Raw genomic sequence first — 22,800 nt, 5'->3', positions numbered from 1 at the left:
AACTACTACTGACTGGCCGATTTTCAACTCTTTCTGATGGGGTGTATCGATGCTGGTTCACTGGTTTCTAGCAGCTATTCATCTACTGGCTTTTGCCTTGGGCATTTGGGCGGTTCTGACGCGAGGAACGGCATTCAGTCGTCTCGCTGTCGGCGCAGGTGAGGTCAAGCGCGTTTTGCTGGCCGATAACCTATGGGGCATTTCTGCGCTGATTCTGCTGGTGACAGGCGGGATGCGGGCTTTTGGCGGCTTTGAAAAAGGCACTGACTATTATCTTCATCAGCCGCTGTTTCATCTGAAGATGACGCTGTTTGTGCTGATCCTGATTGTAGAGCTCGCCCCGATGATCACGTTGATCAAGTGGCGGATCGCGTCCGCACGCGGCGCAGCAATCGATACCGGACGCGCAAAGCTGTACGCGCGAATCAGTCATGTCGAGGCGTTGTTGCTGGTACTGATGATGGTGGCGGCCACGGGCATGGCGCGTGGCGTGACATTCAGTTAGAGGGCGAATTCTCTGCGCTCTATCGGAAACGTCCGACAGCCAGTCTGGGGGATGGCAGGTAGTATCCGGCAGCAAGAGGGGATGCGTGAAAGGGGGGGGGAGTGTGTCAGGCGCCGTGCCCAGCGGAGTGGGGAGCGGATAGCAAAACGGCGCGTAAATCTCTAGCCAGTCATTCCACAAGGTAAACGGACTGGCTACTGACTGCGATTTGGCTCAGGGAGTTTGTGGCTTGTCCGGGGCGGTCAGGCCAGCCTGAATGCGCTGGTAAATCTCTTCACGGTGCACTGCAACGTTTTTCGGAGCGTTGATGCCAATGCGGACCTGTTGGCCGCTTACGCCCAGAATGGTGATAGTGATGTCATCACCGATGTTTATGCTTTCACCGACTTTGCGGGTGAGTATCAGCATGGTCTTCTCCTTGATTGCTTTGTAGGGCACCTGATTCAGACAGTGCAGAGGTCGGTGGTACGTATAGATTAGTGCGAAGTCTCACGGTTTGGGTGCCTCTTTCTGACGCGCAGAAGCGGCATTAATTCCCAGGGCGTAACTATACAGAGGCTGCAACCATCAATCTCGTTGTTTTGTGCCCATTTTGCGGGCCTCGCGAAGTATTTATGAATGATAAGATCGCGGCTTTGAGAATTTCGAGGAAAGCGTTGTGCGCAAATTGGTTTGGTTGGTCGCGGCACTGGTATTGACTGGGTGTGGTGAAGGCAAGAATGCAGACCCAGCAAAACCACAATCGGCTGTAGTGACGGCGCCGGCTGCGGCCGCTGCACCACAATGGGATCTCGAAGTGCGCGGCGAAACCCCGCAGGCTGTCAGCGACCTTAGCGGCTGGTTGATCGAGCACGCTTTCGTACCTACGGTGATCAAGGACAGCAGTGGCAAAGCACGAATTCTGATTGGTCCTTTCAACTCGCAAGCCGAAGCTGTAGCCCGAAAAGTACAAGTGGATGCTGCTCTGGTGAAAGCCAAGAAGCAGAATATTGAATCGGTGGTGATCGAGCACCCGCTCACGCCGTAAGCGCTGCGTTTCAGCGGAGCAACCTAAAGGACCTCGGATGTGGCTCGTCTTATACGAGTCAGTCACGATTTTCCGAAGGAGCTCCGCATGGCCTCCGCCAATCCTTACAAGCTGTTCGACGTCATCCTGCATCGCAAAACCTTACTCAGCCCGCACATGATGCGGATCACGCTGGCCAGTCCTGCTGTTAAAGAAATGGCCACCTGGGCGCCGGATCAAAGGGTGAAACTGTTTTTTCCTGCGGCTGATGGTTCGCCTGCCAGGCTTGCTCAGGGCGAGGGTTGGTACGCCCGCTTCAAGGCAATGATTGCCGACCGGCGTCCGGCGATGCGCACTTACACCATTCGCCATTTGCGGGCCGAACAAGGCGAAGTGGATATCGATTTCGTCCTGCACGGTGAAACCGGACCGGCTTCGCGTTGGGCGCTTCGGGCGCAGCCCGGTGATTCGATGCAGATTCTCGCTCCGGATTGCCGCTTCTCAGCACAGGACGCCGGAGGATTCGAATGGAAGCCGCCGCAGTCCCTCAAACAGCTTCTGCTGGTCGCCGACGGCACGGCGTTACCTGCGGCCATGGGCATTCTCGATGAGTTGGCCGCTATGGCCGAGCCACCCCTGACGCAGGCGTTTTTCGAAGTCGACAGTGTTGAGGATATGCTGGCAGTTCCCGATTGGGCCGGGCTGACGGTGCAGTGGCTGATCCGGGACCAGGCCAGCGCCGGTACGTTGATGGTGGCGGCGGTACAGAAAGCCGTTCCACCCCTTCATGTCTCATCCATCGGCCAGGCTGTCGAGTTGGCCGAGGTCGATATAGATAAAGAGATTCTTTGGGAAATAGCCGAGACAGCCAGTGAAGGTTTCTATGGCTGGATCGCTGGAGAAAGCGCCGCAGTGATGAGCTTGCGCAGGTACCTGATCAAAGAATGCGGAATCGCACGGGAGTCGCTCAACCTGATGGGCTATTGGCGTTACAACAAGGCGGGCAGCTAGCCACAAAAAAGGCCTCGGACATGACGTTCGAGGCCTTTTTTCCAATGGTTGATCAGCCGCAGGCTTTCATGTTCACCGGGCCGACAAATTCATTGCCGCGCCCCATCACGCACGCCACGCTCTGATTGCGCTGGCGCTCCCAGTCCTGCACCGGGTAAGTCTTGTCCCAGGCCTCGTACAATTGTCGATCCTGCTTCGACAGGCGCAAGCCGTATTGCTTGCTCATGTAGAAGTAAGTCCGGGCGATCATGCCGCGAATCGACGGGCGAGGCATGACCTTCTTCGCCTTGAAGTCAACCTGGGTCAGGCACGAACCGTACTGCCCGGATTGCACCGGCAGCCAACCGTAGCTGAAGTTGCTGCGGTCTCCGTTGACCTCGCCAATACTTGGCACCAGGTTATGCAGATCGGCTTCAGCTTTCTGATAGCTTGGGTCGTAACGCGTGCAGTTCTTGCGTCCACCGTCCTGCCAGCACTGACGCTGATGGCCGAACTGCCAGGCCGGCACGATGTGTTCCCATTCAATGCGTGATGCACGCTTGGCATTCTTGCGCGGTACGTAACCGCACGCCTTCAGATCTACTTTGTTGCCGGTGTATTTGCACCCGCAATAAAACTCTGTGGACTGCGGCGCATAAAGCTTCCAGGCGACCTTCTTGGCTTCGGTAAAGGTGCGGGGGGCGCCAGCCTGGGCACCTATGGCGATGAACAAAAGCAGCAAAGCAAAACAGCGGACACTCATTGAATCAATCTTCCTTCGGTACAACCCAAAAAATCTGCACGCCACCGTCGTCGCGATAGGCGAGGGTAACGTTGTCGTTCTCGTCGATTTCCTCGAGCAGGCGCTCCCATTCGTCCATCGGCTCGTCCGGCAGACGGAAGATCAGTGCGGCTTTGGCTTTTTGGGCAGTGGGGGAATTGATGATTTTCTGAACGCGCATGCCCATGCGTTCGTAAGCGTCAGGAGCATCAGGGGAGGTGGCCACGAGGTTATCCTTATTAAGCTGTACGTGCATACAGTATTTAACTGTAAGCATTTTCGCAACTGCTTAAAATTCAAGAAAATCCTCTGACAGCGGTTTTCCGATTTTGGTGTAGGTCGTGTCGAATTTTTTGTGGGAAAAGTGCGAGAGCGTTGTGAGCGATGCACCACCCGCCCGACAGGCGAATGGCGCAGGGTGCCCAATCAAGAATTGATTGGGCGAAGGTCAATCAATATTCCCAGAACATCCGTTGCAGTTCTTTGCTGTCATTGGTTTTGGTCAGTGCGACCATCGCCAGGATGCGGGCTTTTTGCGGGTTCAGGTCGTGAGCGACAACCCAGTCGTATTTGTCGTCAGGCTGCTCGGCGTTACGCAGAACGAAGCCGCCAGCGTTGACGTGGGACGAACGAATGATTTGCACGCCATCCTTGCGCAGTGCTTGCAGAGCTGGCACCACGCGGGAGGATACCGAGCCGTTGCCAGTACCGGCATGGATGATGGCCTTGGCACCGGATTGGGCGAGAGCCTTGTAGGCAGTATCGCTGACGTTGCCGTAGGAATAAGCGATTTCTACGTCAGGAAGGCTCTTGATATTTTTGATGTCGAATTCCGAATCCATGGTGTGACGCTTGGCTGGCAAGCGGAACCAGTAGGATTTGCCTTCAACCACCATGCCCAGTGGGCCCCAGGCACTTTTGAACGCTTCGGTCTTGATGTTGATCATTTTGCTGACGTCGCGACCGGACTGGATTTCATCGTTCATGGTCACCAGTACGCCTTTGCCGTGTGCTTCTTTGCTGCTGGCCACGGCCACTGCGTTGTACAGGTTGAGCATGCCATCGGCGGACATGGCAGTGCCCGGACGCATCGAGCCGACCACGATGATTGGCTTGTCGGTTTTTTCCACCAGGTTGAGGAAGTAGGCGGTTTCTTCCAGGGTGTCGGTGCCGTGGGTGATGACGATGCCGTCGACGTCTTTGCTGTCGGCCAGTTCGGCTACGCGACGACCCAGTTGCAGCAGGTTTTCGTTGGTGATGCTTTCCGATGCAATCTGCATGACTTGTTCGCCACGCACGTTCGCCAGTTTGCTCAGTTCGGGAATGCCGGCGATCAATTGTTCGACGCCGACCTTGGCCGCCTGATAGGTGGCGCTGTTGGCGGCGCTCGCGCCAGCACCGGCAATGGTGCCGCCCGTAGCAAGTACCACGACGTTAGCGAGCTTGGTCTGGGTTTCGACTTCTTTCGCCTGAAGGGCGGTGGGCAGGAGCAGGAGAAGGGCCAAAGCGCCCGGAACCAAAGTGTTGAAAGCAGATTTCATTATTTTTCTCTCTAGTAGTGAGACGGTGCTGATGCAGGTTCATCTAGATGCACCCCAAGTCGATCTGGATGCCCGGGGTGCGGTGAAGGGAGCAGGATCTGTACCAGCCGTACTTTGCGTCAGAGAAATGTTTAACCTGATGATTTACATCAAGATTTTATGATTTGGCGAATCGCGGCGGGAATCATTTATCCGGGTTTCCGAACAATGGACGCTTTCGCGTTCGGCTCTCCGAAAAGGACTACTGCTTTTGTCGAGTGATTCGAGTGGCCGGTTTCGGCTTTTGTGCTAAAGAAACCTTCGCGCGGGCCGATGGGTGTTCAAGGAAACTAAAACGTAGGGAGTTCACATGTCACTGACGGTTGGTTTTTCAAATCCCGGGGCAGTCACCATCGGCGGCAAAACGGCGGCGACGATCAATGCCTTGAGCGAGGCGGAAGCGGATGCTTCAACCGAGGCGCTGGGCACTGAGAAAGAATCGAACAATCAGGTCAGGACCGGTGGTGCTGCCGCGCCAGAAGACAGCAAGGCTGAAAGCGGCGACAACCTGAGTGTCACGGTCAAGATGTTGCTCAAGCGAATGCAGGAACTGCAGAAGCAACTTCAGGAACAGCAACAACAACTGGCGGCCGCCCAAGCGAAAACCTATCCGACGCCTGAGGCGAAATCGCAAGCGGTGATGTCCATTCAGGGGCAAATCGCGCAAACCAGCGCTGCGATGGCAGAAGTGGCCGGTGCACTGGTCAAGGAAATGACGAAGAGTTCCACCAGCGGTAACCTGGTCAGCACCACGGCATAAGCAGCGAAGGGGCGAGTCGGACGATTCGCCCTACAACCAATGACGATTTCTGATTGTTGACAAATGTCGGCGGGATTCGCATAGTTCGGTCTACGCAAACGTTTGCGCGACTCTCCCGGCATTGTATGGCCCGGAAGAGAGCGATGTAGCTTACGCCAGCGCAAACGTTGCTCACAATAATCATAAGATCGGAGTGAACCCATGAAGCTGCCATTCGCTGGACGTCTTCTTGCTGTCGCTATGCTGGCTGCCACAGCCGCCGCACTACCTGTCTCTTCGGCGTTCGCCGAATCCGCCGAAAAACCTAAAGTCGCGCTGGTCATGAAGTCTCTGGCCAACGAATTCTTCCTGACCATGGAAGATGGCGCCAAGGCCTACCAGAAAGAACACTCCGCCGATTTCGACCTGATCTCCAACGGCATCAAGGATGAAACCGATACGGCCGGCCAGACCCGCATCGTCGAGCAAATGATCCTGGCCAAGGTCAATGCGCTGGTGATCGCGCCTTCCGATTCCAAGGCCATGGTGCCGGTGATCAAGAAAGCCGTCGATGCCGGCATCACCGTGATCAACATCGACAACCAACTCGATCCGGCCATCGTCAAAAGCAAAAACATCAGCGTGCCCTTCGTAGGTCCGGACAACCGCAAGGGTGCGCGTCTGGTCGGTGAATATCTGGCCAAGCAGCTCAAGGCCGGTGACGAAGTCGGCATCATTGAAGGCGTGTCCACGACCACCAATGCCCAGCAGCGCACCGCTGGCTTCAAGGATGCGATGGACGCTGCGCAGATCAAGATCGTTTCCCTGCAATCCGGTGATTGGGAAATCGACAAGGGCAACAAGGTTGCTGCGTCGATCCTCAGCGAGTACCCGGATGTCAAAGCGCTGCTGGCCGGCAACGACAGCATGGCTGTAGGTGCGGTTTCCGCAGTGCGTGCCGCTGGCAAGGCCGGTCAGGTTCAGGTCGTCGGTTACGACAACATCAATGCCATCAAGCCCATGTTGAAGGACGGTCGCGTGTTGGCCACGGCCGACCAGTTCGCTGCGAAGCAAGCTGTGTTCGGCATCGAAACCGCGCTGAAAATCATCAAGGGCGAGAAAGTCGACAGCGGCGCCAACGGCGTGATCGAAACACCGGTCGAGCTGGTCACCAAGTAAGTCTTCTGGCGACACAACGGCGCTCGTCCGTACGGGCGAGCGCATGGAGAGTTTTTATGTCAGTTTCCGCCCCGAACGCTGTCCTCTCGGTCAGCGGTATCGGTAAGACCTATGCGCAACCGGTGCTCACCGGCATCGATCTGACGCTGATGCGCGGTGAAGTACTGGCGCTGACCGGCGAGAATGGTGCCGGCAAAAGTACCCTGTCGAAGATCATTGGCGGACTGGTCACCCCGACCACCGGCCAGATGCAATTCCACGGCAAGGACTATCGACCGGGCAGTCGCACCCAGGCTGAAGAGCTGGGCGTGCGCATGGTCATGCAAGAACTCAATCTGTTGCCGACATTGTCGGTCGCGGAAAACCTGTTTCTCGACAATCTGCCAAGCAACGGCGGTTGGATCAGCCGCAAGCAACTGCGCAAAGCGGCGATCGAAGCCATGGCGCAAGTCGGCCTCGACGCAATTGATCCGGATACGCTGGTCGGCGAGTTGGGTATCGGGCATCAGCAGATGGTCGAAATCGCCCGTAACCTGATCGGCGACTGCCATGTGCTGATCCTCGACGAACCGACCGCGATGCTCACTGCGCGTGAAGTCGAAATGCTCTTTGAGCAGATCACCCGATTGCAGGCGCGCGGCGTTTCGATCATCTACATTTCCCACCGTCTCGAAGAGCTGGCCCGTGTGGCACAGCGCATTGCCGTGCTGCGTGACGGCAATCTGGTCTGCGTCGAGCCGATGGCCAATTACAACAGCGAGCAACTGGTTACGCTGATGGTTGGTCGTGAACTGGGCGAACATATCGACATGGGCCCGCGCAAGATCGGTGCTCCGGCGCTGACTGTCACGGGTTTGACTCGCTCCGACAAAGTGCGCGATGTCTCGTTCGAAGTGCGTGCCGGCGAGATCTTCGGAATTTCCGGGCTGATCGGGGCAGGGCGCACGGAGCTGTTGCGACTGATCTTCGGCGCAGACGTTGCCGACAGCGGCAGCATTGCCCTCGGCTCGCCAGCGAAAGTCGTCAGTGTGCGCTCGCCAGTCGATGCCGTGCGCAACGGTATCGCGTTGATCACCGAGGACCGCAAGGGTGAAGGCCTGCTGCTCAGTCAGTCGATCAGCGCCAACATCGCGCTCGGCAACATGCCGGAAATTTCCAGTGGCGGAGTCGTCAACAACGGCGACGAAATCGCTCTGGCGCAGCGTCAGATCGACGCCATGCGCATCCGCAGTTCGAGCCCGACACAATTGGTTTCGGAATTGTCCGGCGGCAACCAGCAGAAGGTCGTGATCGGCCGCTGGCTGGAGCGCGACTGTTCGGTGCTGCTGTTCGACGAACCGACCCGCGGCATCGACGTCGGTGCCAAGTTCGACATTTATGCCCTGCTCGGTGAACTGACGCGCCAGGGCAAAGCGCTGGTGGTGGTGTCCAGTGACCTGCGTGAGCTGATGCTGATCTGCGACCGCATAGGCGTGCTGTCGGCAGGGCGCTTGATCGACACCTTCGAGCGCGATAGCTGGACCCAGGATGATTTGCTTGCCGCCGCGTTCGCCGGCTACCAAAAACGTGATGCGTTGCTCAACGAAGCGGCGCCTAGGGATCTCCGATGAAAACTGCATCTCCTGCCGGCAAACGTAGTGGCAACTTCTATGGTCTGGGCACTTATCTGGGCCTGGCCGGTGCCTTGCTGGCGATGATTGCGCTGTTCTCGGTCTTGAGCAGCCACTTTCTGTCCTACAACACCTTCAGCACCCTGGCCAATCAGATTCCTGACCTGATGGTGCTGGCGGTCGGCATGACCTTCGTGTTGATCATCGGCGGCATCGACTTGTCCGTGGGTTCGGTGCTGGCGCTGGCGGCATCGACGGTCAGCGTCGCCATTCTCGGTTGGGGCTGGGGCGTGTTGCCGTCAGCGTTGCTCGGTATGGCCGTGGCGGCGCTGGCCGGTACCGTCACTGGTTCGATTACTGTTGCGTGGCGTATTCCATCGTTCATCGTCTCCCTGGGCGTGCTGGAAATGGCTCGGGGTCTGGCGTATCAGATGACCGGATCGCGCACTGCGTACATCGGTGATTCGTTTGCCTGGCTGTCGAACCCGATCGCGTTCGGCATCTCGCCGTCGTTCATCATTGCCTTGCTGGTGATCATCATTGCTCAAGCGGTTTTGACCCGCACCGTATTCGGTCGCTACCTGATCGGCATCGGCACCAACGAAGAGGCGGTGCGACTGGCAGGGATCAATCCGAAACCCTACAAGATTCTGGTGTTCAGCCTGATGGGCTTGCTGGCCGGTATCGCCGCGCTGTTTCAGATTTCCCGTCTGGAAGCCGCTGACCCTAACGCCGGTTCCGGTCTGGAGCTGCAAGTGATCGCCGCGGTGGTGATTGGCGGTACCAGCCTGATGGGCGGACGCGGTTCGGTGATCAGCACGTTCTTTGGTGTATTGATCATCTCGGTACTGGCGGCGGGGCTCGCGCAGATCGGCGCGACCGAGCCGACCAAACGTATCATCACGGGCGCGGTCATCGTGATCGCGGTGGTGCTCGACACTTATCGCAGTCAGCGCGCCAGTCGCCGGGGCTAAGAGATGGCAACGATCAAGGATGTGGCAGCCCTCGCGGGGATTTCCTACACGACGGTGTCGCATGTGGTGAACAACACCCGGCCGGTCAGTCAGGAAGTGCGGTTGAAAGTCGAGGCGGCGATCAAGAGCCTCGACTATGTGCCGAGCGCGGTGGCGCGCTCGCTCAAAGCCAAGACCACTGCAACCATCGGCCTGCTGGTGCCGAACAGTCTCAACCCGTACTTCGCGGAACTGGCGCGAGGTATCGAGGATTACTGCGAGCGTAACGGCTACTGCGTGATCCTCTGCAACTCCGACGACAACCCCGACAAGCAACGCAGCTATTTGCGCGTATTGCTGGAGAAGCGCATCGACGGTCTGATCGTTGCTTCCGCAGGTGGTGACAGCGGTCTGGCGCAAGGGCTGGCTGGCGTAAAAACGCCGATGGTCATCGTCGACCGTGGTCTGGACGGTGTCGATGCCGATCTGGTGCGCATCGACCACGAGTATGGCGCTTACCTGGCAACCCGGCACTTGCTGGAATTGGGTCACCGCGACATTGCCACTATTGGCGGTCCGGCCAGTACCAGCGTGGCGCAGATGCGTCTGGCCGGATATTGCCGAGCGCTGAAAGAGGCGGGCGTCGAGGTCCGCCAGGAGCGCATGCTAGAAAGTGATTTCACCAGTACTGGCGGGTACAACGCGGCGGCGACGCTGCTTGGAAGCAATCCGCCGAGCGCGATCTTTGCCGGTAACGACATGATCGGCATCGGCGTGCTGCGCGCCGCAGCGGAGCGCAATGTTCGCGTGCCGAGCGAGCTGTCGGTGATCGGTTTCGACGATATCCAGATGAGCCGTTACGTGTATCCGGCACTCACCACTGTGGGGCAATCGATCCTGCAGTTGGGCGAGATGGCGGCCGAAGTGCTGTTGCGAAGGATTGCTACGCCGACTCTGGGTACCGATCAGCGAATCGTGACCCCGAGTATTGTCTTGCGCGAATCGACCGCACCGTTGTCCGGCGTGTTCACCGAATACCGCTGAAACCGAATTGACGAGTAATGATGTATGCCAGCAAATGTAGTGGTAATAGGCAGCCTGAACATGGATCTGGTGACCCGGGCGCCGCGGCTGCCGGTAGGCGGTGAAACGCTGATCGGTCATTCCTTTGCCACGGTTTCCGGTGGCAAGGGCGCCAATCAGGCGGTGGCCGCCGCGCGTTTGGGCGCACAGGTGGCGATGGTCGGCTGCGTTGGCAATGACGACTATGGCGTGCAATTGCGTGATGCCTTGTTGGCCGAGCAGATCGATTGTCAGGCAGTGAGCACAGTCAATGACTCCAGCGGCGTGGCGCTGATCGTGGTCGATGACAACAGTCAGAACGCCATTGTCATCGTCGCCGGCGCCAACGGCGCAATGACGCCCGCGGTGATCGACCGGTTTGATGCAGTGTTGCAAGCCGCCGACGTGATTATCTGCCAGCTCGAAATTCCGGATGCCACGGTGGGACATGCGCTCAAGCGTGCGCGTGCACTGGGCAAAATCGTCATCCTCAATCCGGCACCGGCCAGTCGTGCACTGCCGGCAGACTGGTTTGCCGCGATCGATTACCTGATACCCAACGAGAGCGAAGCAACCGTGTTGAGCGGATTGCCGGTGGACTCGCTGGAAAGCGCAGAAAGTGCCGCCAGCCAACTGATCGCCATGGGGGCGGGCAAAGTCATCATTACCCTCGGTGCACAAGGTTCGCTGTTCGCCAATGGCCAGAGCTTTGAGCATTTCCCGGCGCCGAAAGTGAAGGCCGTCGACACCACCGCCGCCGGAGACACCTTTGTCGGTGGCTTTGCGGCGGCGCTGGCCAATGGCAAATCCGAGGCCGAGGCGATTCGCTACGGACAGATTGCCGCCGCGCTGTCGGTAACCCGCGCCGGTGCGCAACCGTCCATTCCAACCCAATCCGACGTACAGGCCTTTAAACCCGCATGAAAAAGACTCCTCTGCTCAACGTCGCCTTGTCGCGGCTGATCGCATCCCTGGGCCATGGCGACATGGTGGTGATTGGTGATGCCGGGCTGCCAGTGCCGCCGGGCGTCGAGTTGATTGATCTGGCTCTGACCCACGGCGTCCCGGACTTCGTCAGCACCCTGAAGGTAGTGCTCAGCGAGATGCAGGTGGAAAGCCATGTGTTGGCCAAAGAAATCTTCGACAAGCAACCGACCGCACTGACTGCGCTGGACGCGTTGAATGAAGAGGGCGCTCTGGGGCGTCGCGATCTGCTCAGTCATGAGCAATTCAAGGTGCTCAGCCGACAGGCGCGGGCGATTGTTCGTACAGGCGAATGCCAGCCGTACTGCAACATCGTGCTGGTCGCTGGAGTCACCTTTTAACTTTTGATTTCACAAGCACAAGGAATGCGCCATGCAACGCTATGCTCAGAAACTGCACCAACTGCTCCGGAGCCTGCTGCTTTTGTCCGTTATCTCTGCCACCGGCGCTCACGCGGCGGAAAAAATCGACCTGATCATTGACACTGACCCGGGTGCCGACGATGTGGTTGCCTTGCTGTTCGCACTGGCCTCGCCGGACGAACTGAACATTCGCGCGCTGACTACCGTGGCCGGCAACGTGCGCCTCGACAAGACGTCGCGTAATGCGCGACTGGCTCGCGAGTGGGCAGGGCGCGAAGACGTACCGGTTTACGCCGGCGCGCCGAAGCCGCTGATGCGCACGCCGATCTATGCCGAGAACATCCATGGCAAGGAAGGCCTGTCGGGTGTCACGGTGCACGAGCCGAAAAAGGGCCTGGCTGAAGGCAATGCGGTCAACTATCTGATCGATACCTTGAAAAAAGCCAAGCCGCACAGCATCACCATCGCCATGCTCGGCCCACAGACCAATCTGGCGCTGGCGCTGATCCAGGAGCCTGAAATCGTTCAGGGCATCAAGGAAGTGGTGATCATGGGCGGTGCGCACTTCAATGGCGGCAACATCACTCCGGTGGCCGAATTCAACCTGTTTGCTGACCCGCAAGCGGCTGAAGTCGTGCTGAAAAGCGGCGTGAAACTGACTTACCTGCCGCTGGACGTGACGCACAAGATCCTCACCAGTGACGCGCGCCTGAAACAGATCGCTGCGCTGAACAACAACGCCAGCAAGATTGTCGGCGATATCCTCAATGAGTACATCAAGGGCGACATGGAGCACTACGGTATTCCGGGTGGTCCTGTGCATGACGCGACCGTCGTGGCTTACTTGCTCAAGCCGGAGCTGTTCACCGGCCGTTCGGTGAATGTCGTTGTTGATAGCCGCGAAGGGCCGACTTTCGGCCAGACCATTGTCGATTGGTACGACGGCCTGAAGGCACCCAAGAACGCCTTCTGGGTTGAAAATGGCGATGCTCAGGGTTTCTTTGACTTGCTGACCGAGCGTCTGAAACGTCTGAAGTAATCATTCGCCCGCAGGTGCCAGCCTGCGGGTTTTATCCCTTCTCTGCGTGTTCATGCGCGACCTGTTCGGTCGCGTAGCGCTCGAAAATCTGCTTGATGAATTGCTTGGCCGCATCAGTGCCCAGCTCCTTGACCAATAGATCGATACCAATCAGCGCAAGCTCCTCGGTGGTTCCCGGGCTGTAAGAGCTGTGTCCGTCTGCCCATTTGGCATTAATGGCGGCGTCGATGCTGATGGTGGTCATGGGAGCGCTCGAGTAGTCGGAAGATCTTGGGTTTGAGTTAACCATTTTGTCGGGCCTTTGGCACTGCGACTTAGGCATGAGCGGAGCGCTATGCGACACTTGGTCTTTTAAGGCTTTTCAAGGACCGTGCTGTGCAGATCGATTTGAATACCCCTGACGGCCTCACGCTCGACGCTGTGCGCCAGTTGCTTGCCTCGGCCAGTGATGACGAACACACGCAGCTGCGCGTGACCAAGGGCGGTATCGCTTACATTTCCTCCGGCGTTACCGGTGGGCAGGATATCGACGGCTTGCTATTTCGCCTGGAAACCTGGGCCAAGGGCTCGGGCTACGTGGGCAATGTCGCGGCCAGTGACGAGGTGTGGGTGATGCAGATTTTCAACGCGCTGAAGGATAACTGGCCGAATCCGCCGTACGACTACATCGACGTCTACTGAGCGCCGTTAATATTCAGTCACGATTGATTGATGAAGTGACGCATGCCGCTCAGGCACACTCGGCGTTTTTCCAATCGTGGGGCAGGGTGATGGCCTTGGCTGTGAAACCAAAAGCCGGAATGGCGGTCGCACGATCTCAGCTTAACCATTTTGAAAACAAGGAGGCTTCATGCCTTTGAAGTTCGCGACACTGGGTGCACTTATGGCTGCTGCCATGTTGGCAGGCTGCAGTACGACCTCCAGCGAGTCGGCAAAGGATCCTGTGGCACCCGAAGCCGGTAGCCGCTGTGAAGCCACGGCGGCGGAATTCGCCATTGGCAAGAAAGCTTCGCCCGCATTGCTGGAGCAGGCGCGTGCCAAAGCCGGCGCGCAAAATGCCCGTTTCCTCAAGCCCGATGACATGATCACTCTGGAATACCGCTCTGATCGCCTGAATCTGAACACCGACAACAATCTGGTGATCACTCGCGTCAACTGCGGCTGATCACATAGCGCTTTTGTTGCAGGCATAAAAAACCCCGTCACATGGACGGGGTTTTTTTAGTGCGCCGAGAAATTACTCTGGGCGAACCTGTGCAGCTTGCATACCCTTTTGGCCTTTCTCAGCCACGAAAGAGACGGTCTGGCCTTCTTTCAGGCTTTTGAAACCGTCGGATTCGATAGCTTTGAAGTGTACGAACAGGTCGTCACCGCCACCTTGAGGAGTGATGAAGCCGAAGCCTTTTTCATCGTTGAACCACTTAACGGTGCCGGTTTGGCGATTAGACATGGTGTATCTCCAAGAAACATATATTTTTCAGTACTGTGCTGCTCAGGCCAACTGGGCACACCCGGGTATCATAGTCGAAATGTTCGCTTTGGTAGCCCCCCGGACGTGCTGTTTGCCAATCAGTCGTGTTTTCTTTACTGCCTGTTTCTGCTGAAAGCCCCGGTTTACAAGGCTTTGCGCGGAACGTAAAGACAATAAAAAAACCTGTAAAACCTGCATAAATCGTCCAAAAAGGCTCAAATTCAGCCCTTTTTAGCGGCGCTGAGCCAACTCAGAAGACTTTTTTGATCACTTTTTCGCCGGGGTATTTGCTTTGCATTTGGCGATTTGGCCCAGTGCTTTCTGCTGCAGCTCAGGGCTAGCCTTATTGTCCATCAGGGACTGAATGTCGGCTGCAGGATAAGACTTGATGGCATCAGCGCCACAAGCGCAGTGCGATTTGGCCGCGGCGGCACCGATTTGCGGAGTAGCCGCCTGGGTGCACTGCGCCATGTACTTCTCGCGCTCGCCCTTAGGCCAGTCGGCGTGGGCACTCAGCGGCAGCAACATAACGATAGGGGCGACGACGGCGAACAGGGTATTCAGACGCATGCGAGGATGCTCCTTGTGGGTCAATGTCTTGTTATCTGAGGGCTGAAGGGGCCATCAAGTTCAGCACTCTGGCATAAAAACAGACGATTTGCCTTGTGATCAAACAGAGGCATAAGTGACCGCTCATCTGTGCTAGCATGCCGGGCTCAAGCGTTCTCAGGCTCCGGAAGACCTTCAGTCCCGGTAGCGGTCGACGTGCGAATATTTCGATTTGAATCCCAGTCACTCTGGTTCGGTTTTCCGGTTGGCCGCAAGGCTCCTGCCGCTGTAAGGCAGGCGTTCGTCATTGAATGGCCTGGATCGGATCTTGTACTGGCTCATCCCAACCCACGTGACCTTTGGTAGGGGTCACCACTAGGAGAGGAGGCGCCATGCCAACTATTACTCTTCCCGACGGCAGTCAACGTTCATTCGATCACCCGGTTTCCGTAGCCGAGGTCGCCGCATCCATTGGTGCCGGTCTGGCCAAAGCTACTCTGGCCGGCAAGGTCAATGGTCAACTGGTCGACGCCAGCGACATCATCAGCAGCGACGCGACCCTGCAAATCATCACGCCAAAGGATGAAGAGGGGCTGGAGATCATTCGCCACTCTTGCGCTCACCTGGTTGGCCACGCGGTCAAGCAGCTGTACCCGACTGCGAAAATGGTCATCGGGCCGGTCATCGACGAAGGCTTCTATTACGACATCGCCTTCGAGCGTCCTTTCACTCCAGACGACATGGCTGCCATCGAACAGCGCATGCAGCAGCTGATCGAGAAAGATTACGACGTGATCAAGAAAGTCACTCCGCGCGCCGAAGTGATCGAAGTGTTCAAGGCCCGTGGCGAAGACTACAAACTGCGCCTGGTCGAGGACATGCCGAACGAACAGGCCATGGGTCTGTACTATCACGAAGAATACGTCGACATGTGCCGCGGTCCGCACGTGCCGAACACGCGTTTCCTGAAATCCTTCAAGCTGACCAAGCTGTCCGGTGCCTACTGGCGCGGCGACGCCAAGAACGAGCAATTGCAGCGCGTTTACGGCACCGCTTGGGCAGACAAGAAGCAGCTGGCGGCTTATATCCAGCGCATCGAAGAAGCTGAAAAGCGCGATCACCGCAAGATCGGCAAGCGTCTGGGCCTGTTCCACACCCAGGAAGAATCCCCGGGCATGGTGTTCTGGCACCCGAACGGCTGGACTCTGTACCAGGTGCTCGAGCAGTACATGCGCAAGATCCAGCGCGACAACGGCTACCTTGAGATCAAAACCCCTCAAGTCGTTGACCGCAGCCTGTGGGAGAAATCCGGGCACTGGGCCAACTACGCTGACAACATGTTCACCACGCAGTCGGAAAACCGCGACTACGCGATCAAACCGATGAACTGCCCGTGCCACGTACAGGTGTTCAACCAAGGCCTGAAGAGCTACCGCGAACTGCCGATGCGTCTGGCTGAGTTCGGTGCCTGCCACCGTAACGAGCCGTCGGGTGCGCTGCACGGCATCATGCGCGTACGTGCGTTCACTCAGGACGACGCCCACATCTTCTGCACAGAAGAACAGATGCAGGCTGAATCCGCTGCATTCATCAAGCTGACCATGGACGTATACCGCGACTTCGGCTTTACCGATGTCGAGATGAAACTGTCCACTCGTCCGGAAAAACGCGTCGGTTCCGATGAACTGTGGGATCGCGCTGAAGCTGCATTGGCTGCAGCCCTTGATTCTGCGGGCCTGCCGTACGATCTGCAGCCGGGTGAGGGTGCGTTCTATGGTCCGAAGATCGAATTCTCGCTGAAAGACTGCCTCGGCCGCGTCTGGCAATGTGGTACTCTGCAGCTCGATTTTAACCTGCCTGTCCGTTTGGGCGCTGAATACGTCTCTGAAGACAACAGCCGCAAACACCCAGTGATGCTGCACCGTGCGATCCTCGGTTCCTTCGAGCGTTTCGTCGGGATTCTGATCGAGCACTACGAAGGTGCGTTCCCTGCCTGGCTCGCGCCAACGCAGGCGGTGATCATGAATATCACTGATAAACAGGCAGATTTTGTTGCAGAAGTTGAAAAAACTCTCAACGAAAGCGGATTTCGTGCCAAGTCCGACTTGAGAAATGAAAAGATCGGCTTTAAAATCCGCGAGCATACTTTGCTCAAGGTTCCCTATCTTTTGGTTATCGGAGATAAGGAAGTCGAGATGCAGACTGTCGCTGTGCGTACTCGTGAAGGTGCTGACCTGGGCTCGATGCCCGTCGCCCAGTTCGCTGAGTTTCTCGCGCAAGCGGTTTCCCGGCGTGGTCGCCCAGATTCGGAGTAATTATTATTAAGCGTGAAATGAGACAAGATAAACGAGCTGCACCGAAAGCCCCGATCAACGAGAATATCTCGGCACGCGAGGTTCGGTTAATTGGCGCTGATGGCGAGCAGATTGGCATCGTCTCGATTGATGAAGCGCTTCGTATTGCTGAAGAAGCAAAGCTTGATCTGGTAGAAATCTCCGCAGACGCAATCCCACCGGTTTGCCGGGTGATGGATTACGGCAAATCGATCTTCGAAAAGAAGAAACAGGTTGCTGCGGCGAAGAAGAACCAGAAGCAGATTCAGGTAAAAGAAATCAAGTTTCGTCCAGGGACGGAGGAAGGGGATTACCAGGTAAAACTGCGCAACCTGGTACGTTTCCTGAGTGATGGGGACAGGGCCAAGGTATCCTTGCGATTCCGCGGCCGTGAGATGGCCCACCAGGAGCTGGGGATGGAACTCCTCAAGCGGGTTGAAGCTGACCTGCTCGAGTACGGTTCGGTCGAACAGCATCCTAAGATGGAAGGACGCCAGCTGATCATGGTCATCGCCCCGAAAAAGAAGAAGTAATCAACAGGGCACGGCAGGCCTTCTGATTATGTTTATCAACTGAATGCGGAGTATCCGAACATGCCAAAAATGAAAACCAAAAGTGGTGCTGCTAAGCGGTTTCTGAAAACTGCTAACGGTATCAAGCACAAGCACGCTTTCAAGAGCCACATCCTGACTAAAATGTCGACCAAGCGTAAGCGTCAACTGCGCGGTAGCAGCTTGCTGCATCCGTCTGACGTGGCAAAAGTCGAGCGCATGCTGCGCCTTCGTTAATTTTAGTCAAGAATAGAGGAAGTAACTCATGGCTCGTGTAAAGCGTGGCGTCATTGCCCGTAAGCGTCACAAAAAAATTCTGAAACTTGCTAAAGGCTACTACGGCGCACGCTCCCGCGTATTCCGTGTTGCCAAGCAAGCGGTAATCAAGGCAGGCCAATACGCCTACCGTGACCGTCGTCAGAAAAAACGTCAGTTCCGCGCTCTGTGGATCGCTCGTATCAACGCTGGTGCTCGTGTTAACGGTCTGTCCTACAGCCGTTTCATCGCTGGCCTGAAAAAAGCGTCCATCGAGATCGACCGTAAGGTTCTGGCTGATCTGGCAGTGAACGAAAAAGCGGTGTTTGCTGCGATTGTCGAGAAAGCTAAAGCCACCTTGGCTTAAGTACCCCCGACAATCACCCGGCCTCACTTCCGTGGGGCCAGGTGGTAAACGTCTTAAATAGGGGAAGAGCCTTCAAGCTCTTCCCCTATTTTGTATCTGGAGTCTGTACATGGAAAACCTGGATGCGCTGGTCTCTCAAGCACTAGAGGCTGTGCAAAGCGCTGAAGATATCAATGCCCTGGAGCAAATCCGGGTTCAATACCTTGGCAAAAAAGGTGAATTGACTCAGGTGATGAAGACCCTGGGGAATTTGCCGGCAGAAGAGCGTCCGCAAGTCGGCGCCCTGATCAACGTTGCCAAGGAACGTGTTACAGGCGTTCTCAATGCGCGCATGGCCCTGTTTGAAGAAGCCGAACTGGCTGCCAAACTGTCCGCCGAATCCATTGACGTGACATTGCCGGGCCGTGGCCAGACCTCCGGTGGTCTGCATCCGGTAACCCGCACTCTGGAACGTGTTGAACAGTTCTTCACCCGCATCGGCTACGGCATTGCCGAAGGCCCTGAGGTCGAAGACGACTATCACAACTTTGAAGCGCTCAACATCCCAGGCCATCACCCGGCCCGGTCGATGCATGACACCTTCTATTTCAACGCCAACATGCTGCTGCGCACCCATACCTCGCCGGTACAGGTCCGCACCATGGAATCGAAGCAGCCGCCGATCCGCATCGTCTGCCCAGGCCGCGTGTATCGCAGCGACTCCGATATCACCCACTCACCGATGTTCCACCAGGTCGAAGGCCTGCTGGTTGATCGCGACATCAATTTTGCCGACCTCAAAGGCACCATCGAAGAATTCTTGCGAGTGTTCTTCGAAAAAGAGCTGGCCGTACGTTTCCGTCCTTCGTACTTCCCGTTCACCGAGCCATCCGCTGAAGTCGATATGGAATGCGTGATGTGCAGCGGTAAAGGCTGCCGCGTGTGCAAGCAGACCGGCTGGCTGGAAGTGATGGGCTGCGGCATGGTTCACCCGAACGTGCTGCGCATGTCCGGCATCGATCCGGAAGAGTTCTCCGGTTTTGCTTTCGGTATGGGCGTCGAGCGTCTGGCCATGCTCCGTTACGGCGTGAACGACTTGCGTCTGTTCTTCGACAACGACTTGCGGTTCCTCGCGCAATTTCGCTAGTCGTAACGAATTCTTAGGAGAGCAGGATGAAATTCAGTGAACAATGGCTGCGTGGCTGGGTTAGCCCGCAGGTAAATCGCGACGAGCTGGTTGCTCGTCTGTCGATGGCCGGCCTTGAGGTCGATAGCGTGACCCCGGCCGCCGGTGTATTCAGCGGCGTGGTCGTGGGCGAGGTGCTGAGCACCGAGCAACACCCTGATGCCGACAAGTTGCGCGTTTGCCAGGTCAGCAATGGCGCGGAAACCTTCCAGGTCGTGTGCGGAGCGCCAAACGTGCGTCCGGGCCTGAAGATTCCGTTCGCCATGATCGGTGCCGAGCTGCCGGGCGACTTCAAGATCAAGAAAGCCAAACTGCGCGGCGTTGAGTCCAACGGCATGCTCTGCTCGCAATCCGAGCTGCAGGTCGGTGAAGGCGATGACGGTCTGATGGAACTGCCGGCCGATGCGCCGGTGGGCGAAGATTTCCGCGTGTATCTGGATCTGGAAGACGCCAGCATCGAGGTCGACCTGACCCCGAACCGCGGCGACTGCCTGTCCCTGGCCGGTCTGGCCCGTGAAGTTGGCGCGCTGTACGACGCGCCGGTTACCCGTCCAGTGGTCATGACCATTCCTGCCGTGCACGATGAAGTGCGTTCGGTAGAAGTGCTGGCGCCAGCAGCATGCCCGCGTTACCTGGGTCGCGTTATCCGTAACGTTGACTTGTCCAAGCCGACACCACTGTGGATGGTTGAACGTCTGCGCCGCGCCGACGTGCGCAGCATCGACGCTGCCGTCGACATCACCAACTACGTGATGCTCGAACTGGGCCAGCCGCTGCACGCCTTCGATCTCGCCGAAATCAATGGCGGCATTCGTGTGCGCATGGCGGAAGAGGGCGAGAAGCTGGTGCTGCTCGACGGTCAGGAAGTCAGCCTGCGTAGCGATACGCTGGTCATCGCCGACCACACCCGCGCACTGGCGATTGCCGGTGTCATGGGTGGTGAGCACAGTGGTGTTTCCGCGACCACTCGCGATGTATTCCTGGAAAGTGCGTTCTTCGACCAGATCGCTGTCGCTGGCAAGGCTCGTTCTTATGGCCTGCACACCGATGCTTCGCACCGCTACGAGCGTGGCGTTGACTGGCAACTGGCCCGTGAAGCCATGGAGCGCGCCACTGGCCTGCTGCTGGAAATCACTGGCGGCGAAGCCGGCCCGATCATCGAGACCGTCAGCGAGCAGCATCTGCCGTCGATCGCGCCGATCACCCTGCGTTCCCAGCGCATCACTCAAATGCTCGGTATGGAAATGGATTCCGCTCAGGTTGAGCGTTTGCTCGGCGGCCTGGGTCTCGGTATTTCCGCCGACGGTGAAGGCCAGTGGCGCGTAGAAGTGCCAAGCCATCGCTTCGACATCAGCCTGGAAGTCGATCTGATCGAAGAGCTGGCCCGTCTGTACGGCTACAACCGTCTGCCGGTTCGTTACCCGCAAGCGCGTCTGGCGCCGCAAGCCAAAGCCGAAGCGCGTAGCGATCTGCCGGAACTGCGCCGTCTGCTGGTAGCGCGTGGTTATCAGGAAGCGATCACTTACAGCTTCATCGATCCGCGTCAGTTCGAACTGTTCAACCCCGGCGTTGAGCCGCTGTTGCTGGCCAATCCGATTTCCAATGACATGGCGGCCATGCGTTCGTCGCTGTGGCCGGGTCTGGTCAAAGCGCTGCAGCACAACCTCAACCGTCAGCAGGATCGCGTGCGTCTGTTCGAAAGCGGTCTGCGCTTCGTTGGTCAGCTTGAAGGCCTCAAGCAAGAGCCGATGCTGTCCGGTGTGGTCTGCGGTAGCCGTCTGCCGGAAGGCTGGGCGCAAGGTCGCGACACCGTCGACTTCTTCGACGTCAAAGCTGACGTGGAAGCGGTGCTGGGCTTTGCCGGTGCACTGGGTTCGTTCACCTTCGCACCGGGCAAACACCCGGCGTTGCACCCGGGTCAAACCGCGCGCATCGAGCGCGAAGGGCGTGAAGTCGGTTTCATCGGCGCCATCCACCCGGAATTGTCGAAAGCCTTGGGTCTGGATCGTCCGGTCTTCGTTTTCGAGCTGGTTCTGGCTGAAGTGGCACTCGGTAAAATGCCGAAATTCCACGAGTTGTCGCGCTTTCCTGAAGTGCGTCGTGACCTTGCACTGATTGCGCACAAAGATGTCGCGTCCGCAGCCGTACTGGACGTAATCCGTGAAAATGCAGGCGAATGGCTCACAGATCTCAGGCTGTTTGACGTGTATCAGGGTAAAGGTATTGATCCTGATAGAAAAAGCCTTGCAGTTGGCTTGACCTGGCAGCATCCATCGCGCACTCTTAATGACGATGAGGTGAATTCGACGACGCAAAATATCCTCACCTCGCTCGAACAAAGGTTGAACGCCACGTTAAGGAAGTGACGTATGGGGGCTTTGACGAAAGCTGAGATGGCGGAACGTCTGTATGAAGAGCTGGGCCTGAACAAGCGGGAAGCCAAGGAATTGGTCGAACTGTTTTTCGAGGAAATCAGGCACGCTCTTGAAGACAACGAGCAGGTCAAATTGTCGGGTTTCGGCAATTTTGACCTTCGGGACAAACGCCAGCGGCCTGGCCGCAACCCGAAAACGGGGGAAGAAATCCCGATCACGGCTCGCCGTGTGGTCACCTTTCGTCCAGGGCAGAAGTTGAAGGCCCGAGTTGAGGCTTATGCTGGAACCAAGTCATAACGACGAACTACCCGTCATCCCGGGCAAACGCTACTTCACCATCGGTGAAGTCAGCGAGCTGTGTGCCGTAAAGCCACACGTGCTGCGCTACTGGGAGCAGGAGTTTCCTCAGCTCAACCCCGTCAAACGCCGCGGAAACCGCCGGTATTATCAGCGCCAGGACGTGCTGATGATCCGGCAGATCCGCGCGCTCCTTTACGATCAAGGTTTCACCATCGGCGGCGCACGCCTGCGTTTGTCCGGCGATGAAGCCAAAGACGACACGACCCAATACAAGCAGATGATTCGGCAGATGATTGCCGAATTGGAAGATGTGCTGGTGGTTCTCAAGAAATAAAAAGCAGCGTTTGAATACTTCCAGTTTTCAAACGCTTGCGCTATATTCTTGAGCGTTCTTCGAGATGAAGAACGAGTTGCAAGACCAGTCGGGGCGTAGCGCAGTCCGGTAGCGCACTAGCATGGGGTGCTAGGGGTCGAGTGTTCGAATCACTCCGTCCCGACCATTATTCCTGAGTAAATTCAGACACTTAAGCCGATCAGATGGATCGGCTTTTTTGTGCCTGCGCGAAACTACAAGGTGATTCCTTTAATAAGATCTGGATTCGCTCCGGCCTGGCGATCTTTGCTGAATCCTTCCAGTTCAATCC

The 22,800-nt window shown here is 57.2% G+C and carries 29 protein-coding genes and 1 tRNA gene; 23 read left to right on the top strand and 7 right to left on the bottom strand.

The window, feature by feature from the left end; genetic code table 11:
• Window positions 1-49 precede the first annotated feature (49 nt).
• Window positions 50-505, top strand: coding sequence for a DUF2214 family protein (locus ACOYXJ_RS28425; RefSeq protein ID WP_460372895.1), 456 nt, complete (start codon window positions 50-52; stop codon window positions 503-505).
• Between the two features lie 213 nt (window positions 506-718).
• On the opposite strand, the gene csrA is transcribed toward ACOYXJ_RS28425, so the two are convergent.
• On the bottom strand, window positions 719-913 hold the full coding sequence (gene csrA, locus ACOYXJ_RS28420) for a carbon storage regulator CsrA (protein WP_003179932.1): 195 nt from the start codon (window positions 911-913) through the stop codon (window positions 719-721).
• Window positions 914-1,163: 250 nt separating this feature from the next.
• Between csrA and ACOYXJ_RS28415 the strand changes: the two genes are divergently transcribed.
• The gene (locus tag ACOYXJ_RS28415) at window positions 1,164-1,532 is read left to right on the top strand and encodes an SPOR domain-containing protein (RefSeq protein ID WP_460372893.1); all 369 of its coding nucleotides are present in this window, start codon (window positions 1,164-1,166) and stop codon (window positions 1,530-1,532) included.
• An 87-nt stretch (window positions 1,533-1,619) separates the two neighbouring features.
• Window positions 1,620-2,522 (top strand): siderophore-interacting protein, encoded by a 903-nt coding sequence (locus tag ACOYXJ_RS28410; RefSeq protein WP_460372891.1) that lies wholly within the window; start codon window positions 1,620-1,622, stop codon window positions 2,520-2,522.
• 52 nt (window positions 2,523-2,574) lie between these two features.
• Here ACOYXJ_RS28410 and ACOYXJ_RS28405 read toward each other — a convergent pair whose 3' ends face one another.
• From ACOYXJ_RS28405 to ACOYXJ_RS28395, 3 genes are all read right to left on the bottom strand, one after another.
• Window positions 2,575-3,264 carry an endonuclease gene (locus ACOYXJ_RS28405; protein ID WP_150794274.1) on the bottom strand — a complete coding sequence of 230 codons (690 nt, stop codon included), beginning with the start codon at window positions 3,262-3,264 and terminating at the stop codon, window positions 2,575-2,577.
• A 4-nt stretch (window positions 3,265-3,268) separates the two neighbouring features.
• Window positions 3,269-3,538, bottom strand: a complete 270-nt coding sequence (locus tag ACOYXJ_RS28400; RefSeq protein WP_166219800.1) for a DUF1654 domain-containing protein — start codon at window positions 3,536-3,538, stop codon at window positions 3,269-3,271.
• Window positions 3,539-3,734: 196 nt separating this feature from the next.
• Window positions 3,735-4,823: an asparaginase gene (locus ACOYXJ_RS28395; protein WP_034152752.1), complete on the bottom strand. Its 1,089-nt coding sequence runs from the start codon at window positions 4,821-4,823 to the stop codon at window positions 3,735-3,737.
• Between ACOYXJ_RS28395 and ACOYXJ_RS28390 the strand changes: the two genes are divergently transcribed.
• The 9 genes from ACOYXJ_RS28390 to ACOYXJ_RS28350 all read left to right on the top strand — a co-directional run bounded on the left by ACOYXJ_RS28390 (window position 4,807) and on the right by ACOYXJ_RS28350 (window position 12,790).
• Window positions 4,807-4,986 (top strand): hypothetical protein, encoded by a 180-nt coding sequence (locus ACOYXJ_RS28390; RefSeq protein ID WP_460372889.1) that lies wholly within the window; start codon window positions 4,807-4,809, stop codon window positions 4,984-4,986. The two genes, ACOYXJ_RS28395 and ACOYXJ_RS28390, sit on opposite strands and share 17 nt — an antisense overlap.
• Before the next feature lie 186 nt (window positions 4,987-5,172).
• Window positions 5,173-5,622, top strand: coding sequence for a hypothetical protein (locus ACOYXJ_RS28385; protein WP_460372887.1), 450 nt, complete (start codon window positions 5,173-5,175; stop codon window positions 5,620-5,622).
• A 201-nt stretch (window positions 5,623-5,823) separates the two neighbouring features.
• On the top strand, window positions 5,824-6,780 hold the full coding sequence (locus ACOYXJ_RS28380) for a sugar ABC transporter substrate-binding protein (protein WP_016984936.1): 957 nt from the start codon (window positions 5,824-5,826) through the stop codon (window positions 6,778-6,780).
• A 56-nt stretch (window positions 6,781-6,836) separates the two neighbouring features.
• Entirely contained in the window at window positions 6,837-8,390 is a 1,554-nt protein-coding gene (locus ACOYXJ_RS28375; protein WP_460372885.1) for a sugar ABC transporter ATP-binding protein, read from the top strand.
• A complete protein-coding gene (locus tag ACOYXJ_RS28370) occupies window positions 8,387-9,364 on the top strand; it encodes an ABC transporter permease (RefSeq protein WP_007913478.1) in 978 nt (325 codons plus the stop codon). The genes ACOYXJ_RS28375 and ACOYXJ_RS28370 overlap by 4 nt, the downstream gene beginning before the upstream one ends.
• 3 nt (window positions 9,365-9,367) lie before the next feature.
• Window positions 9,368-10,387, top strand: coding sequence for a LacI family DNA-binding transcriptional regulator (locus ACOYXJ_RS28365; RefSeq protein ID WP_460372883.1), 1,020 nt, complete (start codon window positions 9,368-9,370; stop codon window positions 10,385-10,387).
• 24 nt (window positions 10,388-10,411) lie between these two features.
• Entirely contained in the window at window positions 10,412-11,329 is a 918-nt protein-coding gene (gene rbsK / locus ACOYXJ_RS28360) for a ribokinase (RefSeq protein ID WP_460372881.1), read from the top strand.
• Window positions 11,326-11,730 (top strand): D-ribose pyranase, encoded by a 405-nt coding sequence (gene rbsD / locus ACOYXJ_RS28355; RefSeq protein ID WP_460372879.1) that lies wholly within the window; start codon window positions 11,326-11,328, stop codon window positions 11,728-11,730. The genes rbsK and rbsD overlap by 4 nt, the downstream gene beginning before the upstream one ends.
• 31 nt (window positions 11,731-11,761) lie before the next feature.
• Window positions 11,762-12,790, top strand: a complete 1,029-nt coding sequence (locus ACOYXJ_RS28350) for a nucleoside hydrolase (protein ID WP_038364641.1) — start codon at window positions 11,762-11,764, stop codon at window positions 12,788-12,790.
• Between the two features lie 31 nt (window positions 12,791-12,821).
• On the opposite strand, the gene ACOYXJ_RS28345 is transcribed toward ACOYXJ_RS28350, so the two are convergent.
• Window positions 12,822-13,034 (bottom strand): hypothetical protein, encoded by a 213-nt coding sequence (locus ACOYXJ_RS28345; protein WP_460372877.1) that lies wholly within the window; start codon window positions 13,032-13,034, stop codon window positions 12,822-12,824.
• A 131-nt stretch (window positions 13,035-13,165) separates the two neighbouring features.
• Between ACOYXJ_RS28345 and ACOYXJ_RS28340 the strand changes: the two genes are divergently transcribed.
• Both ACOYXJ_RS28340 and ACOYXJ_RS28335 read left to right on the top strand, forming a co-directional pair.
• Entirely contained in the window at window positions 13,166-13,471 is a 306-nt protein-coding gene (locus ACOYXJ_RS28340; protein WP_007913485.1) for a hypothetical protein, read from the top strand.
• A 169-nt stretch (window positions 13,472-13,640) separates the two neighbouring features.
• Window positions 13,641-13,955, top strand: coding sequence for an I78 family peptidase inhibitor (locus tag ACOYXJ_RS28335; RefSeq protein ID WP_016984945.1), 315 nt, complete (start codon window positions 13,641-13,643; stop codon window positions 13,953-13,955).
• A 72-nt stretch (window positions 13,956-14,027) separates the two neighbouring features.
• Here ACOYXJ_RS28335 and ACOYXJ_RS28330 read toward each other — a convergent pair whose 3' ends face one another.
• Window positions 14,028-14,240: a cold-shock protein gene (locus tag ACOYXJ_RS28330; RefSeq protein ID WP_003179963.1), complete on the bottom strand. Its 213-nt coding sequence runs from the start codon at window positions 14,238-14,240 to the stop codon at window positions 14,028-14,030.
• A gap of 288 nt (window positions 14,241-14,528) precedes the next feature.
• A complete protein-coding gene (locus tag ACOYXJ_RS28325; RefSeq protein WP_095123155.1) occupies window positions 14,529-14,831 on the bottom strand; it encodes a hypothetical protein in 303 nt (100 codons plus the stop codon).
• A 371-nt stretch (window positions 14,832-15,202) separates the two neighbouring features.
• Between ACOYXJ_RS28325 and thrS the strand changes: the two genes are divergently transcribed.
• The 9 genes from thrS to ACOYXJ_RS28280 all read left to right on the top strand — a co-directional run bounded on the left by thrS (window position 15,203) and on the right by ACOYXJ_RS28280 (window position 22,656).
• Window positions 15,203-17,125, top strand: a complete 1,923-nt coding sequence (gene thrS, locus ACOYXJ_RS28320) for a threonine--tRNA ligase (RefSeq protein ID WP_007913488.1) — start codon at window positions 15,203-15,205, stop codon at window positions 17,123-17,125.
• On the top strand, window positions 17,125-17,676 hold the full coding sequence (gene infC, locus ACOYXJ_RS28315) for a translation initiation factor IF-3 (RefSeq protein ID WP_171057393.1): 552 nt from the start codon (window positions 17,125-17,127) through the stop codon (window positions 17,674-17,676). The genes thrS and infC overlap by 1 nt, the downstream gene beginning before the upstream one ends.
• Before the next feature lie 60 nt (window positions 17,677-17,736).
• Window positions 17,737-17,931 (top strand): 50S ribosomal protein L35, encoded by a 195-nt coding sequence (gene rpmI, locus ACOYXJ_RS28310; protein ID WP_002553160.1) that lies wholly within the window; start codon window positions 17,737-17,739, stop codon window positions 17,929-17,931.
• A 28-nt stretch (window positions 17,932-17,959) separates the two neighbouring features.
• Window positions 17,960-18,316, top strand: a complete 357-nt coding sequence (rplT, locus tag ACOYXJ_RS28305; protein ID WP_007913489.1) for a 50S ribosomal protein L20 — start codon at window positions 17,960-17,962, stop codon at window positions 18,314-18,316.
• 109 nt (window positions 18,317-18,425) lie between these two features.
• Complete coding sequence (gene pheS / locus ACOYXJ_RS28300) at window positions 18,426-19,442, top strand: phenylalanine--tRNA ligase subunit alpha (RefSeq protein ID WP_003226365.1); 1,017 nt, start codon at window positions 18,426-18,428, stop codon at window positions 19,440-19,442.
• Window positions 19,443-19,468: 26 nt separating this feature from the next.
• Window positions 19,469-21,847 carry a phenylalanine--tRNA ligase subunit beta gene (gene pheT, locus ACOYXJ_RS28295; protein WP_460372874.1) on the top strand — a complete coding sequence of 793 codons (2,379 nt, stop codon included), beginning with the start codon at window positions 19,469-19,471 and terminating at the stop codon, window positions 21,845-21,847.
• Window positions 21,848-21,850: 3 nt separating this feature from the next.
• Window positions 21,851-22,153: an integration host factor subunit alpha gene (gene ihfA, locus ACOYXJ_RS28290; RefSeq protein ID WP_002553164.1), complete on the top strand. Its 303-nt coding sequence runs from the start codon at window positions 21,851-21,853 to the stop codon at window positions 22,151-22,153.
• Entirely contained in the window at window positions 22,134-22,490 is a 357-nt protein-coding gene (locus tag ACOYXJ_RS28285; RefSeq protein WP_003179985.1) for a MerR family transcriptional regulator, read from the top strand. The genes ihfA and ACOYXJ_RS28285 overlap by 20 nt, the downstream gene beginning before the upstream one ends.
• Window positions 22,491-22,579: 89 nt before the next feature.
• Window positions 22,580-22,656 (top strand) — tRNA-Pro (locus ACOYXJ_RS28280).
• Window positions 22,657-22,800 lie beyond the last annotated feature (144 nt).

This window comes from Pseudomonas sp. Tul2A7 (assembly GCF_054790505.1).
This window is presented reverse-complemented; position numbering and strand designations above follow the sequence as displayed.

Bases quoted from the DNA above. Each gene is read 5' to 3' on its own strand.
- ACOYXJ_RS28425 (WP_460372895.1), top strand. From the start codon at position 50: ATGCTGGTTCACTGGTTTCTAGCAGCTATTCATCTACTGGCTTTTGCC.
- csrA (WP_003179932.1), bottom strand. From the start codon at position 913: ATGCTGATACTCACCCGCAAAGTCGGTGAAAGCATAAACATCGGTGAT.
- ACOYXJ_RS28410 (WP_460372891.1), top strand. From the start codon at position 1,620: ATGGCCTCCGCCAATCCTTACAAGCTGTTCGACGTCATCCTGCATCGC.
- ACOYXJ_RS28405 (WP_150794274.1), bottom strand. From the start codon at position 3,264: ATGAGTGTCCGCTGTTTTGCTTTGCTGCTTTTGTTCATCGCCATAGGT.
- ACOYXJ_RS28400 (WP_166219800.1), bottom strand. From the start codon at position 3,538: ATGCACGTACAGCTTAATAAGGATAACCTCGTGGCCACCTCCCCTGAT.
- ACOYXJ_RS28395 (WP_034152752.1), bottom strand. From the start codon at position 4,823: ATGAAATCTGCTTTCAACACTTTGGTTCCGGGCGCTTTGGCCCTTCTC.
- ACOYXJ_RS28385 (WP_460372887.1), top strand. From the start codon at position 5,173: ATGTCACTGACGGTTGGTTTTTCAAATCCCGGGGCAGTCACCATCGGC.
- ACOYXJ_RS28380 (WP_016984936.1), top strand. From the start codon at position 5,824: ATGAAGCTGCCATTCGCTGGACGTCTTCTTGCTGTCGCTATGCTGGCT.
- ACOYXJ_RS28375 (WP_460372885.1), top strand. From the start codon at position 6,837: ATGTCAGTTTCCGCCCCGAACGCTGTCCTCTCGGTCAGCGGTATCGGT.
- ACOYXJ_RS28370 (WP_007913478.1), top strand. From the start codon at position 8,387: ATGAAAACTGCATCTCCTGCCGGCAAACGTAGTGGCAACTTCTATGGT.
- ACOYXJ_RS28365 (WP_460372883.1), top strand. From the start codon at position 9,368: ATGGCAACGATCAAGGATGTGGCAGCCCTCGCGGGGATTTCCTACACG.
- rbsK (WP_460372881.1), top strand. From the start codon at position 10,412: ATGCCAGCAAATGTAGTGGTAATAGGCAGCCTGAACATGGATCTGGTG.
- rbsD (WP_460372879.1), top strand. From the start codon at position 11,326: ATGAAAAAGACTCCTCTGCTCAACGTCGCCTTGTCGCGGCTGATCGCA.
- ACOYXJ_RS28350 (WP_038364641.1), top strand. From the start codon at position 11,762: ATGCAACGCTATGCTCAGAAACTGCACCAACTGCTCCGGAGCCTGCTG.
- ACOYXJ_RS28345 (WP_460372877.1), bottom strand. From the start codon at position 13,034: ATGACCACCATCAGCATCGACGCCGCCATTAATGCCAAATGGGCAGAC.
- ACOYXJ_RS28335 (WP_016984945.1), top strand. From the start codon at position 13,641: ATGCCTTTGAAGTTCGCGACACTGGGTGCACTTATGGCTGCTGCCATG.
- ACOYXJ_RS28330 (WP_003179963.1), bottom strand. From the start codon at position 14,240: ATGTCTAATCGCCAAACCGGCACCGTTAAGTGGTTCAACGATGAAAAA.
- ACOYXJ_RS28325 (WP_095123155.1), bottom strand. From the start codon at position 14,831: ATGCGTCTGAATACCCTGTTCGCCGTCGTCGCCCCTATCGTTATGTTG.
- thrS (WP_007913488.1), top strand. From the start codon at position 15,203: ATGCCAACTATTACTCTTCCCGACGGCAGTCAACGTTCATTCGATCAC.
- rpmI (WP_002553160.1), top strand. From the start codon at position 17,737: ATGCCAAAAATGAAAACCAAAAGTGGTGCTGCTAAGCGGTTTCTGAAA.
- rplT (WP_007913489.1), top strand. From the start codon at position 17,960: ATGGCTCGTGTAAAGCGTGGCGTCATTGCCCGTAAGCGTCACAAAAAA.
- pheS (WP_003226365.1), top strand. From the start codon at position 18,426: ATGGAAAACCTGGATGCGCTGGTCTCTCAAGCACTAGAGGCTGTGCAA.
- pheT (WP_460372874.1), top strand. From the start codon at position 19,469: ATGAAATTCAGTGAACAATGGCTGCGTGGCTGGGTTAGCCCGCAGGTA.
- ihfA (WP_002553164.1), top strand. From the start codon at position 21,851: ATGGGGGCTTTGACGAAAGCTGAGATGGCGGAACGTCTGTATGAAGAG.
- ACOYXJ_RS28285 (WP_003179985.1), top strand. From the start codon at position 22,134: ATGCTGGAACCAAGTCATAACGACGAACTACCCGTCATCCCGGGCAAA.